Source organism: Devosia sp. P2_G7, assembly GCF_056403495.1.
The window spans coordinates 59222-76040 of sequence record NZ_JBFUFI010000010.1; the positions used below are offsets into that span (position 1 = coordinate 59222).

Consider the following 16819-nt stretch of genomic DNA (forward strand, 5'->3'; position numbering starts at 1 on the left):
ATGAACTTCATCGCGCACGGTCTCTACATTCTCCTGGCTGCGGCCATCGCCAGCACCGTACCGGCGTCCGCCTTTTCGGGCGGCGCCGGGGTGTTCCTCACCCTCGGGGTGATCGGGCTCTGGCGTTACAGCTGGGCGTTTGTGAACTTCGCCCGCGCGCATCTCTATATCCGCATCTTCTACCCTCGGCGGCGCGCTGCCGCCGAGGCCCTCTATGCCACCAAGCGCCCGGCGCACGCGTTCTTCCTCGCCACCAGCTACAAGATCGACTCCGCGATCACCGCGCGGGTCTATCGTTCGATCTTCCAGGCGGCCCGCCGCTCGCCGGGCGGCTCGACAGTGGTTGCCTCGGTGGTGGATGTGGCCGATGAGCGGCTGATCCGGGCCGTCGCAGCACAGGTGCTGCAAGGCATCGACACCGTGGAAGTGGTGATCGATCGCATCGATGGTACCGGCAAACGCGACGCGCTCGCCACCTCGCTCCGCTCCATCGCCCGCCGTTACCCCAGCGCCGACGACGTCGTGCTGCTGATCGACGGCGACACGCAAATTCCGTCCGACATCGTTGAACGCTCGGCGCCGTTCTTCGCCAACGGCAGGGTCGGCGCGCTGACCACACATGAACGCGCCGAGATCGACGACGCTCCCCTCTTCCGCGACTGGTTCAAGCTGCGCTTCACCCAGCGCCAGATGATGATGTCGGCAGTGGCCCTGGGCGGCCGCGTCCTCACCCTCACCGGCCGCATGTCGGTGTTCCGTGCCGACCTCGCGACCAACCCCGAGTTCATCGCCTCGGTCGAACAGGACTACATTGACCACTGGCGCCTGGGCCGGGTGAAGTTCCTTACCGGCGACGACAAGTCCACCTGGTTCTGGCTGCTGAAGAACGGCTACGAGATGGCCTATCTGCCGGACGTCTCCTGCGTCTCGATGGAGACCCAGCCCAAGCCCGGCTTCGTCGAGAGCGCCGTCACCCTGATGCGCCGCTGGTTCGGCAACATGCTGCGCACCAACGGCCGCGCCCTGGCGCTGTCGCCCGCCAAGATCGGGCCGTTCGCCTGGTGGTCGATCCTCGACCAGCGCGTCTCGATGTGGACGACGCTGACGGCACCGGTCGGCATCATCCTGTTCTCGATCTTCGTCGATCCGCTGATCGCGGTGGCCTACATCGCCTGGGTGATGGCGACCCGCTACGCCTACTGCTGGCTGCTTGCCAGCTTCGGCGGGCCGTTCCCGATCACCTACCCGTTCCTGCTCTACTTCGGCCAGCTGTTCGGCGCGGCGATCAAGACCTCGGTCATGTTCCGCCTCGATCGCCAGCGCTGGACCCGCCAGTCGGCCACGGGCACCGGCGGGCTTGGCGGCGGCGCCGGCCGGGTTCGCTCCATTACCTCCAGCTACATGCACGTGCTCGCCCTGGGCCTGCTCGTGGCCGGGGTGATCTTCGTCACGGGGCTCCTCAGCCCCTTCCCTATCCATGCCAACTGAGGGCTCAAACCAATGACCGAAGCGCATGCAGAAATCGACAAACCAACCGTCGCGGCAAGCAGAAGCGCGCCCTCACCGGATTTCGCCGGCCATAGCGAACACCCGGTTATCCGGATGCCATTCAACGTGGTCATCAATGGTCGCTCGTTCGCAGGCCAGGGCCTGTCGATCGTCGGGGCGGAAGCCACCGGGCTGATCGACCCGCAGCTCCACGGCCGCGTGCAGCTGGTGACGCTGGTCTTCAACTTCCCCGGCTACGCGATCAGCCTGCCGGTCGATGCCGCGATTGGTGCCGGTTCTCCTGAGGCCGGGACGGTGACGCTGCGGTTCCTCGAGCCGACTGGCCCGCATCTGCCGCAGCTCCGCTACATCCTCAACTCGTTCGTCGGCGGAGATCTGGTCGGCGTCGACGGGATGATCCGGACCGGCGAAAAGGTCGAGACCATTCGCACCGAGGCGCCAAGGCTCAAGCCATCGGCGGCCCAGGGCGTGATGACCGGGCTGCGCTGGGGCGCCTTCGTCGGCCTCGGCCTGCTGCTGGTCGGGTTCGTCGGCGTGAAGCTCTACGAGCGGCTGTTCGTGCTGCCGGTGACCGGGCTTTCGACCATCACGCTCGATGGCATGGACCTCCGCGCCATCAGCCCGGGCCAGCTCGATTTCGTCAATCCGGCGGCGGTGAAGGGCGATATCGCTTTCGCCATCCGCACCACCTCGGGCGAAGTGCTCGCGGTGTCGATGCCGTGCGACTGCGTGGTCGCGCCGGGCTCGGCCCAGGGCGGCGCCACGGTGCTGGCTGGCGACACGGTGATGACCGTCGCTCCCAAGGACGCGCCGGTGGTGATCTCGTCGAAGGTCGACGGCAACGGCCTCAGGGCCCTCGCCTCCGGCGCGCATGCCGAAGTGCACATGCCGAACGGTGTCGTCACCACCGCGACGCTCGACGCCAAGGAACTGCCGGGACTGCTGAGGAGTGCCACTGACGGCACGGCCATCCCGGTCACGCTCGTGCCGGCCACTGCGCTCGACCAGAGCACCGTGGGGTCGCCGGTCGACGTGCTGATCAAATCCGACCCGCTGGCGGCGGTGGGGCGGTTCTTCTCCTTCAACGGACCGGCGAACGAGGGCCACTAAAAATGAACGCCATCCATCCAGTCATTCTTTGCGGGGGCGTGGGCACGCGGCTTTGGCCGTTGTCCCGCAGCCAGCAGCCGAAGCAGTTCCAGCCGATCGACCATGAGGGCTCGATCACCTTCTTCCAGACCACCGTTCAGCGGCACCGGGGCGAACTGTTCCACGATCCCGTGGTGTCGGTCGCCGTCGGGCACCTGGGCACTGTCCGTCGCCAGCTTCGCGATGTGCAGCGCAACGCCCGGATCATCGCCGAGCCGGTGGCGCGCAATACCGGGCCGGCAGTGCTCTCAGCGGCGCTGCTGATCGCTCGCACCGATCCTGACGCGGTGATGCTGATCTGCCCGTCGGACCACGTGATCGACGGCGACCTGAACTCCCGCATCCGGGAGTCGCATAAGGCCGCCTCGGACGGACTGATCGTCACCTTCGGCATCAAGCCGCGCTACAACGAAACAGGCTACGGCTACATCATCGATGGCGGCGAGTTCTCCAACTACCGCGGCGTGCATCGGGCCGAGAAGTTTATCGAGAAGCCGAATGCGCAGACGGCGCAGTCGCTGATCGAGACCGGGCTCGCCTACTGGGCCTCGGGCATCTCGCTGATGCGGGCCGACACGGTGATCGAAGAGTATCGCCGGTTCGATCCGGTGACCTTCGGTGCGGTCAGCGCTTCGCTCGCCAATGCGGTGAACGAAGACGGCGCCCTGGTGCTCGAGGAAGCGAGCTTCGGCTCGGCCGAGAGCCTTCCCACCGAACGCGCGGTATTCGAGAAATCGAAGACCGTGGCCTTGGCTCCGGCCGATGTCGAATGGGACGACGTGGGCGCCTGGGCTGCGTTCCACACCATCGGCAAGAAGTCGGACGACAACAATGTCGTCAGCGGCGACGTGATGATGGTCAACTCCCGCGACAGCTATGTGCGTGGGTCGGATCGCCTGGTCGCGGTGGTCGGCGTCGACAATCTCGTCGTCGTCGATACGCACGATGCGCTGCTGGTGACGACCCGCGACCAGTCGCAGGACGTCAAGAAGATCGTCGAGCAGCTCAAGGCGCAGAACCGCCGCGAGGCCGAAGACCACTCGTTCGGCGCCACCGATTGGGGCAAGCAGGGCAAGCTCGCTTCGGGCGCCGGCTACATGCTCCGGCACCTCACCGTGAACCCCGGCTCGACGCTGCCGGTGGAGAGCGGCTCGGAGTTCCGGCGGCTGATGGTCGTCGCCTCGGGTGGCGGGATGCTGCACATGGGCAGCCGCCGCCGCGAGATCCGCGCTGGCGCGACCTTCGAGATCGGCCCTGAGCAGACCGCCGAAGTGATCAATGACGGCACAGGCCCGATGCAGGTCATCGAGGTCGCCTGCCATGTGGACGGTCCCCTGACGCACCTTACCCCGCTGCTCGAACTTGCAGCGGTGGCCGATGGGAGCCGCGAACATGCGTAAGGCGTGGGTCTGCGCAGGTCTTGCCGCCGCGGCATGCTCGCTCCCTTGGGCCGCCTCGGGGGCCGACTACGCGCGGACCCTCGCCTATGAAAAGACCGTCGCCGCACTTGCGGCGATGGTCGAGGCCGGCCGTCCGGCCTCCGACCTCCAGTCGGCGGCCGCGCCTCTCGGTTTCAGCTACACGGCTGCCGAGACGAAGCCGGCCGAGGAGTTGGCGCTCGGCGGGGTGAAGGTCAGCGTCGTATCGATCGACCTGGTGCTGAGCCAGCTGGCCCTGCAGGCCGGTGCCAACTACCACGTGGCGCTGCGCCAGGCGCAGGCGAAGCCTGAAGTGCTGCTGGTCGAGGCTGGCGTCACCAGCCTTGCACAGCTCTATGAGGCGGTTACCGCGGCCAAGCTCACTGGGCTCATCGACAAGACCGATGCCGGTTATGTCGCGCATCTGCCGATCGCGGTGTGGAACGGCGCAACGCTGTCGCTGCAGCCAGGCGAGACGCTGCTGCTCGACCGCTCCACCGGCGCTTTCCTCCTTGCCTCAGGCAACTTGATCGGTGATGCCGCGGGGATCGCCAGCACTGGCGAGCCCAACCCGCGCCTCAAGGATTTCAACCCGTTCGTCGTGGTCGCCCTCTCGGGCAGCGCACGGCTGGAGCGGATGACGTTTGCCGATCTCGGCTACGGGCTGTTCCCGCCGCTGACCGGGGTGACCATTCTCGAGGGTGGGTTCTACGCCAAGCCGTCGCCGTCCATCGTACGCGACAGCCGGTTCGACGACGTCGGCTCGCTGGCGCTGGTCGATGCGGACGAAGCGATCGTCGACGGCAACGTCTTCGGCGCTTCGAGCGGTCCGGCGCTGCTGCTGAGCGGCGGCAAGGATATCGCGGCGCGAGGCAACGTGGTGCTAGCCGGATCGGCAGCGCACGGGATCAAGGTCACCGGCGGGGCGAACACGGTTGAGCTCTCGGGCAACATCGTCATCGACGCAGGGCTCAACGGCATCTTTGCCGATGCGGGCGCCGCCAACCTCACGATCGAGGGCAACCTGATCGCCGGCAGCAAGCGCTCCGGTGTCTCCGTGGCCTCGGCCGACTGCATCGATGTTGCCGGCAACCTGTTGCTGCAGAACGCTCAATCGGGCCTCGCGGTGCGCGACAGCGCCGGTCTCAAGGTCAGCGCCAACCGGCTGATCGACAACGGCAATGCCGGGATCAGCGTGACGCATCAGCCCGATTACGGAGTGATCGAGATCGCCTCGAACCAGCTCGACGGCAACCGCGTCGGCATTAAGGGCTCGACCACGGCGCGGCTGGCCTTCGCGATGAACGACTTCACCGGACAGGCCCCGCGCCTGCTCGATGGCGAGCTGGTGCAGTTCACCGACCGCTTCTTCAACCTCAGCGCTACCGACAGCACGCCGACGATCATCGACGGCCTGCAGCTCAAGGCCGGCGCCAAGCTTACCCCAACCGGCGCCCTGCGCCCCACCAGCTGTACCTTCGAGGGAGATGCCTGATGGTCTTCTCGTCAGAGACGTTCCTGTTCCTGTTCCTGCCGATCTTCCTCGCGGCGTACTACCTAACGCCGGTCAAGTACCGGAACATCACGCTACTGATCGAATCCTACCTGTTCTATGGCTGGTGGCGCTTCGACTTCCTGGTGCTGCTGTGCGCCAACACGCTGTGGGCTTATGTGTTCTCACTGCTGGTCGAGAAGTATCAGGGCACGCCGCGCGCCAAGCTGTTCGTGGCCGTCGGGGTCACCGGGCACCTGCTGGTGCTCGGGGTGTTCAAGTACCTGAACTTCTTCGTCGACAGCTTTGCCGAGCTGTGGGGCACCACCCCGGACGCGCTCGGGATCCACTGGCAGCTGCTGCTGCCGATCGGCATCTCGTTCTACGTCTTCCACTCGATCAGCTACCTGGTCGACGTCTATCGGGGCGACGCCAAGGTCTCGCGCAACATCATCGATTTCGCGGCGTTCCTCGCGCTGTTCCCGCAGCTCGTGGCCGGTCCGATCCTGCGCTACAAGGATCTGGCGCCGCAGTTCGAGCACCGTGAGCACAGCTGGGAACTGTTCAACGCCGGCTGGCAGCGGTTCCTGATTGGCCTGTCGATGAAGGTGCTGATCGCCGACCCGGTGGCGCCGCTCGCCGACGCCATGTTCTCGGCCCCCAACCCGACCATGGCCGAATCCTGGCTGGGCGCCATCGCCTACTCGATGCAGCTCTATTTCGACTTCGCCGGCTACTCGGCGATGGCGATCGGGCTGGCGCTGATGATCGGCTTCCGTTTCGCCGAGAACTTCAACATGCCCTATATCAGCCGCTCGATCACTGAGTTCTGGCGGCGCTGGCACATCTCGCTCAGCACGTGGCTGCGCACCTACCTCTACATCTCGCTGGGCGGCAATCGTAAGGGCACCGTTCGCACCTATGTGAACCTGTTCCTGGTGATGCTGCTGGGCGGGTTGTGGCATGGCGCCGCGTTCACCTTCATCCTGTGGGGCGTGTGGCACGGCGGCATCCTCGTCGTCGAGCGGCTCACCGGCTACGACAAGACCGCGCAGAACTACTGGTGGAGCCTGCCGCTCTGCTTCGTTGCGGTGGTGCTCGGCTGGGTGATGTTCCGCGCTCCCGATGTCGGCCAGGCGTTCCAGATGTATGCCGGCATGTTCGGCTTCAACGGCATCGGCATCCGGCCGGAAGTGGCCTGGATGGTCAGCCGCGAGGCGATGACCATGCTCGCCATCGCAATCGCCATCACCATTGCCGAGCCGCGGATGCGGCACCTGTGGGAGCCGCAGATCACAGTCAACGCCGACGGGACGGCAACGGCGGCGGCCACGAGCCTCGTGAAGGCCGGAGCCCTCAGCGCGCTGGCGATCTTCTGCCTGATGCGCCTCGCCGAGCAGACCTACTCCCCGTTCCTCTACTTCCAGTTCTGAGGAGGCATCGATGCCCGCTATCACTCTGAGCGCCAAGAGCCTCGCGTCCGCCGCCCCCGCCTTCGCCCTGCCGGTGCTGTTCCTCGGCTATGCGGTGGTCGCCAACTACGAGTTCGTCACCGGGCTCGGTCGCGACATCGCTGAGATGCCGAAGTCGGCGGCCGAGTATCTGAACGGCGAAGCCGCCATCCAGATCGACACCTACTACAAGAAGATCATGCCGCACCGGCTACCCTCGATCGATGCGATGGGGGCTGCGCGCTACCTGGCGTTCCGCGAGGGGCGTCCGGGCGTGGTGGTCGGCGACGATGGCTGGTTGTTCTCGAAGGAAGAGTTCGAGGCGACGCTGAAGCGGACGCCGAACCTGGCTGAAGCCGCGGCCGGCGTCGTGGCGGTGCGCGATCAGCTGGCGGCAAAGGGTATCGAGCTGGTGGTGGTGCCCCTGCCCGCCAAGGCCGACATCTACCGCGAGCACGTGAGCTACGCGGCGATCCCCGGTGATCTCGAGCGGCTGTACGAAGACTTCCGCACCGTGCTCGACAAAGCGGGGATCAAGAACATCGAGACGCGCGCGCCGCTGCTCGAAGCGAAGGCCAAGGGCCAGTTGTTCCTCACCACCGACACGCACTGGACGCCGCTTGGCGCCGAGGTGGTGGCGGACGCGGTGGGCACGGCGCTGGGCAAGCGCGACACCGATTACACCATCGCCGACGCAGCGCCAGTGCCGCGCGAAGGCGACCTCTCGAAATTCATCGTTACCGGCGGGTTGGCACCTCTCGTCGGTCTGGGTCCGGAGACTGTCGTGCCCCGCGAGGCCACTGCGCCCCCTGCAGCCTCGTCAACCGACATCTTCGGACCCTCCTCCATTCCGTTCGTCCTGACAGGCACCAGCTACAGCGCCAATCCGCAGTGGAGCTTCGGCGAGAGCCTGAAGGTCTCGCTCGGCTCGGACGTGCTGAACCTCGCCGAAGAGGGCAAGGGTCCGGTGGCGCCCATGCGGGCGTTCCTCAAGAGCGAAACGCTGCGCGATGCGCCGCCCGAAGTCGTGATCTGGGAGTTCCCCGTGCGCTACCTCGGCCAGACCAAGCTCTGGAACGAGGAGGCGGAGAAATGACCCGACACCTCGTTTCAACATTGGCACTTGGCGCCCTGATACTCGCCGGCACTGTCGGCCCCTCGGCGGCGTTCCAGCGGGTGATGCCGTCGCTCGCCAGCGACTCCGAGCACAACGGCCCCGTGATGCTGGACTTCAAGGCGTCGATCTTCGGTGGTCCGATCAAGCAGAAGAACGCCAAGACGCCGAAGGCCGTTGATCCGCTGAAGCTGATCCGTAACCGGATGATTGCCGGCAAGGAAGTCAGCTTCAAGGAATTGCAGCGGCTGGCGGATTCCGGTGACGATCTGGCGCAGATGAACCTCGCCAAGCGCATCGAGGCCGACAACGACCCGGCGACGCTCGACGCGGCAGCTCGGTACTACCGGCGCGCGGCTGAGAATGGGCGCACGTCCGCCGTGCGGCCGCTGATCCGGTTGCTCAATGCCGGCGTTCTCGACGACCAGCCGAAGAACCTGGCCGAGTCGCAGAAGTTGCTCGAGAAGCTGACCGCCAAGGGTGATCCGGTGGCCCGCGACGGGCTGATCGCGATGTACCGCGCCGGCAAGCCGTTCGGGCCGAACGCCGCGCGGGCCGACGAACTGCTGGTTGCCTCCGCCGAGGGCGGCGACAGCAAGGCGGCGCTCGATCTCGCCTTCGCGCTGCTCGCGGGCGTCCCGGAGCCGGCCGAGATCGAACAGGCCAAGGGCTACCTGAAGATCGCCGCCGCGTCGGACACCCTCAACATCCGGACCATGGCGGAGAACCTGCTCCGCACTCTCGAACCCCAGCTCACCGCCTCGACGGAGACAGTACAATGAACAAGACCCTGCTCGTGGGCGCAGCACTTGCTGCGACGCTGTCGGCGAGCCCGGTGCTCGCGACTTCGGCCTATGGCTGCAAGCATCTCGAAGACAATCCGACCCTGGCGGCGGTGGAAGGCAAGGACGGGTTCTTCTTCCGCATCTTCGCCGACCTGCGCATGCAGCACCCGTTCACCGAGGATACGACGACGCAGATGGGCAAGCTCGCCGAGGCGCTGAAGGCGCACGGGACGACCATGCTCTACGTCCCGATCCCCACCAAGAGCGTGACGCTGCCGACCTTCCTCCCCGCGGAGGCCGACCTCTTCGGCTTCAACCTCGACGTCGCGACGGCGGTCTACGAGGACCAGGTCAAGCGGCTCAACGACAAGGGCGTGATCGCCGTCGACCTGCTGTCAGCACTGCGCACCACCGACGGGACAAACCCGCCCTTCTTCCGGTCGGACTTCCACTGGACGTCGAAGGGCGCGGAGACGGCGGCGCAGACGATCGGCGGGCTGATCAAGCAGCTGCCGGCCTACGCCGATGTGACGCCGGTGACCTACGAGACCAAGGCGACCGGTGCTGAACTCGCCGTCTCGGGCATGCGCCGCGAACTGCAGGCCTATTGCGTGCTGAGCCTGCCCCCGGTGATCAGCACTGCCTACGAGACGGTTGAAGTCGCCAGTGCGGACGCCAGCGTCGATATCTTCGGCGATAGCGGTGGCACCGAGGAAGGCGCGACCAATGACGAGATCGCGCTGGTCGGCACCAGCTTCTCGGACGCCCTGGTGCCGAACTTCTCTGGCTTCCTCGCGCAGTATTCGAGCCTGCCGGTCGCCAACATGGCGATCACCGGCGGCAACCAGTTCGGCGCCGTCACCTCGTACCTCACCTCGCGCGAGTTCCAGGCCAAGCGGCCGAAGTTCCTCGTGTGGGAAAACCCGATCTACAACAACCTCGCCCAGTTCGGCACCGGCTCGATCACCGAGCTGATCGCGGCGGCGCGCAACGACTGCAAGCCGGTCGGCAACGCTCCCGTGATCGATGGCAGCAAGGGCCTCTACGAGGCCGACCTCACCGGTACGCCGATCGCGCCGAACCAGGTGCTGCTGGCCGATGCCGGCGACAATGGCAGCCGCGACGTGGTGCTGAACTTCGAGAGCACCGACGGCCGCACGTTCACCCGCGAGGTCCACCGCGGCGACCGGTTCCGGGCCACCGGCCGGTTCTTTATCCCGCTCGAATCCCTCGACAGCCTCGAGCTCTCGAAGGTCTCGATCCAGTTCGATCGCCTCTCGGAGAAGACGGCGGCGATATCCCTCTGCAACACCTAGGAAGGAGAGCCAACAATGCTGCGCTCAACCCCCAAACTCATCGCCATCGCGAGCCTGATGCTGCTCAGCGCCGCCCCAGCGGCTTTCGCTCAGGACGACGGGCTCTACGATGCGCCGGTCGATCCGAACTCGGCGTTCGTGCGCGTGCTGGTGCCCGGCGCCGCTGTAGCGGTGGTCAACGGCACCACGGTCGACAACATCACCGAGGGCCTCTCGGCCTATGTGAACGTGCAGCCGGGCGACATTCCGGTTTCGGCCGGCGACGTGTCGGGTTCGGTGACTACTTCGCCGGGCGCCTATTACACCTACGCCTGGAGTGTAGAGGGTGAGCCGCTGGTGCTGCAGGACCAGCCGGCGTCGGATCCGAGCAAGGCGACGGTCTATTTCTACAACCTCTCCGACCTCGCCAGCGTCGACCTGTTCGTCCCTACCGCCAAGACCAAGGCAATCGAGGGCGTGGCGGGCGACACCACCAAGTCGGTAGCGCTCAAGGCGCCGTTGACGCTCGATTTCGAAGTGCAGGCCGACGGCAAGTCGGTGGCCACCGTGGCCGCGCTCGATCTCAAGCGCCGCGGCGGCGTGTCGATCATCTTCACTGGCTCGAACGGCAGCTACACCGCCACCGCCGTCGACAACGCGTTCTTCCGCGCCGAGTAAGGCGCTACCAGGAGGCAAATATGCCCACACCCGTCTCACGCCTCACCGCCGCTGCCCTCCTCATCGGCGTCAGCTTCGCGAGCCCCGTTCTGGCCGCGCCTGTCGAGGTGACATTCCTGCCGCCGGAGATTCCGGCGCAGGAGGTCTGCATCGCCAAGAAGGCCGACCCGGACGTGGTCGCGCGCTGGCAGGCGTGGGACGGGGTATCGGTTCCGGAGGGCGACCCGGATCTGGTGCTGCAGGACGCGCGGCGGCTGCGCGACCTCAACCCGATCGCCAATTTCGAACTGGTCGACAAGATGCTGGGGATCGTCGGCAAGATGCCGGCACCAAAGGTGCCGGACGTCTCGATCGACCGGATCAACCTCTACCTCAAGGCTGGCAAGGTGCCACAGTTGCGCGACACCGGCGTTATCGCCGCGCTGGAAGCCAATGCCGACAGCCTGGCGCCCAAGGCGCTCAACCTGCTCTCGACGCTCTATCTCGATGGGCTGGTGGTGAAGAAGGACAAGGACAAGGGTCTCGGCTACCTGACGCGCGCCGCGATGGGTGGCAATGCCGACGCCCTGCTCCGCCTCGCCTCGATGAATATCGAGGGCCAGCAGGTGCCGGGCTGGGAGCTCGACCCCAAGCTCGCCGTGACCATGGCGTTCGGCGCCCTGGTCGGCAAGCTCGATCCCGAGATCTGCGACCGCATCGGCCGCATTGCGCGCGAATATTCCAAGGGCCTGGTGGTCAAGCAGGACCACAATATCGCCGAGCAGTGGCTGCGGCTGGCCGCCGATCTCGGCGACGCCGGGGCGGCCTGGAAGGTGGCGCAGCTCCATCTCGAGAGCGAGCTGATCGTCAAGAACAACGACACGCTGCTGAAATACCTGAACCTCGCCTCGGATCGCGGCGTGCCGGCGGCGCAGGTGGAGATCGGCAAGTTCTACGAGGCCGGCGCGCTGCTGCCGCTGGATTTGAACGAGGCCGAGAAATACTACCGCGAGGCGGCAAAGCTCGGGAGCCGCAACGCGCTGTTCCGGCTGGCGACGCTGCTCGAAACGGAAGAGGCGATTCCCGAGAAGCGCCAGGACTTCAAGGCGACGCTGACGCAGCTCGTCAGCATGCCGCAGCCGCCGGGCTGGGCGTTCTCCAAGCTTGCCAAGCTCGTGCTCAAGGAAAAGGGGCGCTGGGCCGGTGAAGCCGAGGCAAAGGCTCTGCTCGAAAAGGGCGTGACGCTCGAAGACGCGGATTCGGCGCAGGAACTGGCATTCATCCTGCTGCGCCACCGGGACGAGCCCGGCGTGTTCGAACGGGCAACCGAGCTGCTCGGGTTCGCCGTGACCTACGCCGGCAAGATCGACCCGATGACCGATCTGCGACAGGCCTATCTCTGCCGTGCGCCGAAGGGTGCCGACATGCGCCTCGCCAGCTTCTGGCAGCGTACGGAAGACGCGGCCGGCAACTCGACCGAGTTCATGGACTCCGACGAAATCGGTGCCCTCGACCCTGCCGCCGATCCGATCGCGCTCGCCAAGCTGCAGACGCACGCGCTGTATGGCCGGCCCAATTCCGTCGCCTATTACGTCGACTATCTGAGCCGCAACGGCGCTTCGCCGGAGATGCTGGAGTTCTGGCAGTCGCGCATCGACCCGGTGCCGGCGACCGTTGACGCGCTGGCGCGGCATCGGCTCACCGTGGCGCCAACGCCGACGGTGATCGAGGAGACAATCGCCGCGCTCAAGAAGGCGCGCGCCGATGGCCTGCCGCGGGCGGCGGTCGATCTCGGCTCCGTGCTGCTCGACTATTTCCCCAACGATGCGGAAAAGCAGAAGGAGGCAATCGGCTATCTGACCGAGGCGGCCCAACAGGGCCAGGGCGACGCCATCCTGCGGCTGCTGCCGATCATGCAGGCGCAGGGCGTCAGCGACACCCAACTGCTCCAGCAGTATCACCAGGCGATCGAGGATCGTGGCGATGCCGATGCGCTGATCTTTGCGGCTGCGAACACCAACGACGAGGCGCAGCGGCACGACTATCTCTATCGCGCGGCCAGCGTTGTCGACTGCACGTTCGAGAACACCATCAAGCTGGCCGGTGCGTTCGTCGCGACGGCGGATGATGCCGAAACCGAGCACTGGCTGCAGGTGAGCCTCCGGCTCGCCGGCGAGGACGGCTGGCGTCACACCGCGATCGCGGACCGCTACATGGCGATGGGCGGCGAGGAGCGGGCCAAGACCGCGATCGAGCTGTTCGACCAGGCGGTGGCGCTCGGCGACGACACGGCGGTGAGCCGGCTGGTGAAGATCTATGCCGATCCGGACAGCGAGGACTTCGCGCCGACCAAGGCAGTGGCGATGTTCAAGCGGATGATCGACGATGCCCCGGTGGCTGACCTCGGCAAGATCCGCGAGAAGGTGCTGAAGGCGCCGCCGGCGATCCAGACCGCGGTCATGGATGAGGTCGACTGGTCGGCACGTTATGCTGCTGCGGCGGCGTCGGGCGATGCGGTGGCGATGCGCGAGCTGGCGCTCTATCTTCGCTCGACCGGCACGACTGTTGCCGAAGCGCGCGATGCCAGTTCCTGGCTGAAGCGCGCAGCCGAAGCGGGCGATGCCATCGCGATGGTCGAACTGGCCAAGGCCTATGCCATGGGCATCGGCATCGAGCCTTCGATCCAGCAGGCGACGGTGCTGCTCAAGGATGCCGCGGGGCTCGGCAACCCCGAGGCGCAGCGGCTGCTCGCCTCGATGGCGGTGGAGAACTGAGATGCGGACTGCTTTCGGCATCGCGACAGCGATGACCCTTCTCCTCGGCGCGACGGCTCCTCGCGCCGAGGAGAAGCCCTTTGCCTGCCCCGTAGCCCCTGCCCCGGTGGTCAGCCTGACCTTCGGCAGCCGCTACACCGATGACAGCAAGACCCGCTCGGATATCGACGAGGCATCGAACGCCGAAGTCGACCGCGCACTGCAGCCGGTTGAGAAGTTCATCGGCGAGCTGATGAAGATGGCCAACACGGCGCTGATGGACGGTGACACGGCGCGAGCCGGATGCGTGCTGGACTGGCTCGACCAGTGGGCGGCCGCGGGGGCGCTGACCGAACTCGAGACGCTGAACGTCAAGCTGGCGATCGGAGCCCGCTACGCGGGGCTGGCAATCGCCCTGCTGCAGGCCGAGACCGCCGGCCCCCTCGACCCGGACAAGCGGCAGCGCGTGGTCGCGTGGCTCACCGGTGTGGCCACTTCGATGGAGCAGTTCTTCGACAACGATGCACCGCGCAATGCCAAGAAGGCGAACCTGCGCGCCTGGGCGGGGCTGGCTGCGGCGGCGATCGGACGGCTGAACGGCGACAAGGCGATGCTTGACTGGGCCAAAGGCAGCTTCGAGCTGGTGACCTGCCAGGCCTCGCCGGATGGCAGCCTGCCGCTCGAGATGGGGCGGGCCGACAAGGCACTGAACTACCAACTGCACGCGACCGCGCCGCTGATCGTCACCGCCGACCTGCTGAAAGCCACCGGCTACGATGGCTATGCCGCCTGCGACGGCAAGCTCAGCACCATCGCCGCGTTCAGCCTCAGGGCGATCGAGGATCCGTCGATCGTCCAGAAGATCAACGGCAAGGAGCAGACGTTCCAGACCGGCAAGCAGGCGCTGGAGCCGTTCATGCTGGCCTGGGTGGAGCCATTGCTGCGTCACGCCCCCGATGCGGCGACCGACGCCTTCGTCGAAAACCTGCGACCGCTGGCTCACGCCAAGCTCGGCGGCAACCTGACGCGCCTTGGCGATTGGGTTGCAAAGCTCCCGGCATCAACTAGTTAACCCTTCCGTCCGAATGAAGGCGCCGCCTGCCCAATATGAGGCAGGCGGCGCTTTTCATTCCCGGTTCAGGTGGATACCGTTAGAGCGCGGTAGAAAACTGCGCTTAAAGCTCTGTTGCTTGGCCCACAGCGCGCTTTCCGAATGAAAGCGAAATTGTACTTTGTCCAAGAGACATTCCTTAAAGGATTCTGCAGTAGGCCCGCGCCCGAACAGTCGGGGGCTCGTCCGACTTCGTCGCTCGCTCGTGGAAAGTGTGGCCGTGGTCCCTGCAACAGTTGTTGATGCACCGTCTGATCTCGGTGCGCGTTTTTCATCTGTCCTCGCTAAACTTGATGGCCGCAGGGTCAGCGCCGATGCGCTGTTCGAGACCTTGAAGCTCGAGGCGCTGGACTGGGGCATCGACCACGACGTCGAGACCAAACTGGTCGACGCCGACGAAAAGCCCGTCACGGCGGGCGATCACTAAGACACTCAGCTCCCGGCAGCTGTGACGTAGCAGCCGCCGCCGTCCGCCTTGATGGCCGCGCAAATGGCGTTGGCGCGTTCGAGCGACGGGGTCGGCAGTTGCACGCGATAGACGTCGCCCGAGGTTGCGATCTCGGGCTTTGCTTCGCCGAACAGCGAACTCCAACGCCCCTCGATATAGCTGCGTGAGCGTTCCGCCTCGGCTGCGCTCGACTGGCTCGAAAGATGCACGAAGGCGGCGCCGCCGCTGTTGGCGGGCTCCGCCGGCTGCTCGAGGGCTACGGTGATCGACAGCGGATCGCCGCGGTCGATGCCGAGATCGGCCAGTTCGGCTCGGGTGAAAACGTACATGTCGTCGGGCGGCGTGCGCAGCATGTGCGAGATCACCTGCTGGTGGACGCCGAAATCCTGCAACGCATCCAGCACATCGCCGAGGGTCGTCTGCGCCAGCACCAGGTCGGCAACCTCGGCGGAGATCTGGTGCACCCCGAGTTCGCCTTCGGCCTGCCGGTTGGCGCCGGCGAAGAAGATGTAGGCGCAGGCCGAGTAGCAGCCCATGTCGCGCGGCACAAACGTGGTCAGGCCGCGCTTCTTGATCTCGTAGGCCATGCGCAGGGCGGAATCGACCGAGCCGCCCGGGCTGTTGAGGGCGACAATCCTGACGTCCGGGCGGGCCGCGAGCGCGCGGTCGAACTCGCCGGGAGTGCTCTCGGTAATGTCGGCATTGAGGACGATCAGGTCGGGCTGGTCCTCGGGCAGGCTGAACGCGCCGCGCGGTGGTGCACCGCCCGTCCCCTCCGCCTTCTTCAGCTCATCGGGCGGCGGCAGGCTGCCGAGCGGGGTGAAGTGCGAAGCGAGGTAGACCGAGGTGATGGCGCCCTCGTTCTCGTAGGTCTTGCCCCAGGCCAGCGAGTAGCCGATGGCCTCGCCGGCGGCGCTGACAAACATGGTGTAGAACGAGTAGTCGCCGATCTGGCCGGAGACCACGAAGCGGCCGGCGCCGAAGCTGCGATAGGTGACGGTGCGCTCGGGATCGGGGCTGGTCATCAAGTCGAACAGCGCCTCGAACGACTGGTCGGTGAGCGAGACGTGCATGGTCTCGAGCGAGAACTCGCCGTCCTCGCTGACATAGGACGTGCCGGCGTCTGTGGGGTTTCGGATCGAGAGCAGGCGCAGCGGGATCATCATCGCCACGTGAGCGGGCGTATCGCTGACCAGCTCGATGCCGAGCTTGCTGTCCACCTGCCCCGCCAGGTCGTGCAGCGAGCGGCGTTCGAAATCGGTGAGGACACCGGTGGTGGCGCGGCCCTGGCTCTTCTGGAAGGCGGCGATCGCATCGAACGTGCCGCGGCCGAACTGACCGTCGACCAGGTATTGATAGTGGCCGAGGAGGATCAGGTCGGTCTGGGTCGAGGAGCGCTCGTCGTTGCTCAGCCGCTCGAACCACACCTTCGAATCATCGAAGGAGGCGTGCGCGGCAACAGCCGGCGCCCAAAGCAGCAGCAGCCAGAACAGAAGCCGGAACGCGTTGCGCATGATGAACTAGCCAATCAACCCATCGGCATTGTCGCATCGAATTGGGTGAGGCGCCAGAAGGTGGCGAGGTGTTCACAGAGTGTGTTGCCGCAGCCCATCGGTCGTCTGCTTGCGGGGAGCCTT

The 16819-nt window shown here is 66.1% G+C and carries 13 protein-coding genes; 12 read left to right on the forward strand and 1 reads right to left on the reverse strand.

Going from position 1 to position 16819, the window contains the following annotated elements; translation table 11 throughout:
* The 12 genes from AC1DWU_RS16390 (at nt 1) to AC1DWU_RS16445 (ending at nt 15161) form a co-directional block, all read left to right on the forward strand.
* Nucleotides 1–1488 carry a glycosyltransferase gene (locus tag AC1DWU_RS16390; protein WP_477151072.1) on the forward strand — a complete coding sequence of 496 codons (1488 nt, stop codon included), beginning with the start codon at nt 1–3 and terminating at the stop codon, nt 1486–1488.
* Between the two features lie 114 nt (nt 1489–1602).
* The gene (locus tag AC1DWU_RS16395; protein ID WP_477151073.1) at nt 1603–2619 is read left to right on the forward strand and encodes a hypothetical protein; all 1017 of its coding nucleotides are present in this window, start codon (nt 1603–1605) and stop codon (nt 2617–2619) included.
* 2 nt (nt 2620–2621) lie between these two features.
* Entirely contained in the window at nt 2622–4058 is a 1437-nt protein-coding gene (locus AC1DWU_RS16400; protein ID WP_477151074.1) for a mannose-1-phosphate guanylyltransferase/mannose-6-phosphate isomerase, read from the forward strand.
* Complete coding sequence (locus AC1DWU_RS16405) at nt 4051–5571, forward strand: right-handed parallel beta-helix repeat-containing protein (RefSeq protein ID WP_477151075.1); 1521 nt, start codon at nt 4051–4053, stop codon at nt 5569–5571. Before AC1DWU_RS16400 ends, AC1DWU_RS16405 begins: the two co-directional genes overlap by 8 nt.
* Nucleotides 5571–7001 carry an MBOAT family O-acyltransferase gene (locus AC1DWU_RS16410; protein WP_477151076.1) on the forward strand — a complete coding sequence of 477 codons (1431 nt, stop codon included), beginning with the start codon at nt 5571–5573 and terminating at the stop codon, nt 6999–7001. Before AC1DWU_RS16405 ends, AC1DWU_RS16410 begins: the two co-directional genes overlap by 1 nt.
* A 10-nt stretch (nt 7002–7011) precedes the next feature.
* Nucleotides 7012–8115 (forward strand): alginate O-acetyltransferase AlgX-related protein, encoded by a 1104-nt coding sequence (locus AC1DWU_RS16415; RefSeq protein ID WP_477151077.1) that lies wholly within the window; start codon nt 7012–7014, stop codon nt 8113–8115.
* Nucleotides 8112–8915, forward strand: coding sequence for an SEL1-like repeat protein (locus tag AC1DWU_RS16420; RefSeq protein ID WP_477151078.1), 804 nt, complete (start codon nt 8112–8114; stop codon nt 8913–8915). The genes AC1DWU_RS16415 and AC1DWU_RS16420 overlap by 4 nt, the downstream gene beginning before the upstream one ends.
* Complete coding sequence (locus AC1DWU_RS16425) at nt 8912–10234, forward strand: alginate O-acetyltransferase AlgX-related protein (protein ID WP_477151079.1); 1323 nt, start codon at nt 8912–8914, stop codon at nt 10232–10234. Before AC1DWU_RS16420 ends, AC1DWU_RS16425 begins: the two co-directional genes overlap by 4 nt.
* 15 nt (nt 10235–10249) lie before the next feature.
* A complete protein-coding gene (locus tag AC1DWU_RS16430; RefSeq protein ID WP_477151080.1) occupies nt 10250–10891 on the forward strand; it encodes an alginate O-acetyltransferase AlgF in 642 nt (213 codons plus the stop codon).
* 20 nt (nt 10892–10911) lie between these two features.
* A complete protein-coding gene (locus AC1DWU_RS16435; RefSeq protein ID WP_477151081.1) occupies nt 10912–13644 on the forward strand; it encodes a tetratricopeptide repeat protein in 2733 nt (910 codons plus the stop codon).
* A 1-nt stretch (nt 13645) separates the two neighbouring features.
* Nucleotides 13646–14695 (forward strand): alginate lyase family protein, encoded by a 1050-nt coding sequence (locus tag AC1DWU_RS16440; protein ID WP_477151082.1) that lies wholly within the window; start codon nt 13646–13648, stop codon nt 14693–14695.
* Nucleotides 14696–14954: 259 nt separating this feature from the next.
* Nucleotides 14955–15161: a hypothetical protein gene (locus AC1DWU_RS16445; RefSeq protein ID WP_477151083.1), complete on the forward strand. Its 207-nt coding sequence runs from the start codon at nt 14955–14957 to the stop codon at nt 15159–15161.
* A 5-nt stretch (nt 15162–15166) separates the two neighbouring features.
* Here AC1DWU_RS16445 and AC1DWU_RS16450 read toward each other — a convergent pair whose 3' ends face one another.
* Nucleotides 15167–16696: a peptidoglycan-binding protein gene (locus AC1DWU_RS16450; protein WP_477151084.1), complete on the reverse strand. Its 1530-nt coding sequence runs from the start codon at nt 16694–16696 to the stop codon at nt 15167–15169.
* Nucleotides 16697–16819 lie beyond the last annotated feature (123 nt).

Bases quoted from the DNA above. Each gene is read 5' to 3' on its own strand.
- AC1DWU_RS16415 (WP_477151077.1), top strand. From the start codon at position 7,012: ATGCCCGCTATCACTCTGAGCGCCAAGAGCCTCGCGTCCGCCGCCCCC.
- AC1DWU_RS16410 (WP_477151076.1), top strand. From the start codon at position 5,571: ATGGTCTTCTCGTCAGAGACGTTCCTGTTCCTGTTCCTGCCGATCTTC.
- AC1DWU_RS16420 (WP_477151078.1), top strand. From the start codon at position 8,112: ATGACCCGACACCTCGTTTCAACATTGGCACTTGGCGCCCTGATACTC.
- AC1DWU_RS16390 (WP_477151072.1), top strand. From the start codon at position 1: ATGAACTTCATCGCGCACGGTCTCTACATTCTCCTGGCTGCGGCCATC.
- AC1DWU_RS16425 (WP_477151079.1), top strand. From the start codon at position 8,912: ATGAACAAGACCCTGCTCGTGGGCGCAGCACTTGCTGCGACGCTGTCG.
- AC1DWU_RS16435 (WP_477151081.1), top strand. From the start codon at position 10,912: ATGCCCACACCCGTCTCACGCCTCACCGCCGCTGCCCTCCTCATCGGC.
- AC1DWU_RS16440 (WP_477151082.1), top strand. From the start codon at position 13,646: ATGCGGACTGCTTTCGGCATCGCGACAGCGATGACCCTTCTCCTCGGC.
- AC1DWU_RS16400 (WP_477151074.1), top strand. From the start codon at position 2,622: ATGAACGCCATCCATCCAGTCATTCTTTGCGGGGGCGTGGGCACGCGG.
- AC1DWU_RS16450 (WP_477151084.1), bottom strand. From the start codon at position 16,696: ATGCGCAACGCGTTCCGGCTTCTGTTCTGGCTGCTGCTGCTTTGGGCG.
- AC1DWU_RS16395 (WP_477151073.1), top strand. From the start codon at position 1,603: ATGCCATTCAACGTGGTCATCAATGGTCGCTCGTTCGCAGGCCAGGGC.
- AC1DWU_RS16430 (WP_477151080.1), top strand. From the start codon at position 10,250: ATGCTGCGCTCAACCCCCAAACTCATCGCCATCGCGAGCCTGATGCTG.
- AC1DWU_RS16405 (WP_477151075.1), top strand. From the start codon at position 4,051: ATGCGTAAGGCGTGGGTCTGCGCAGGTCTTGCCGCCGCGGCATGCTCG.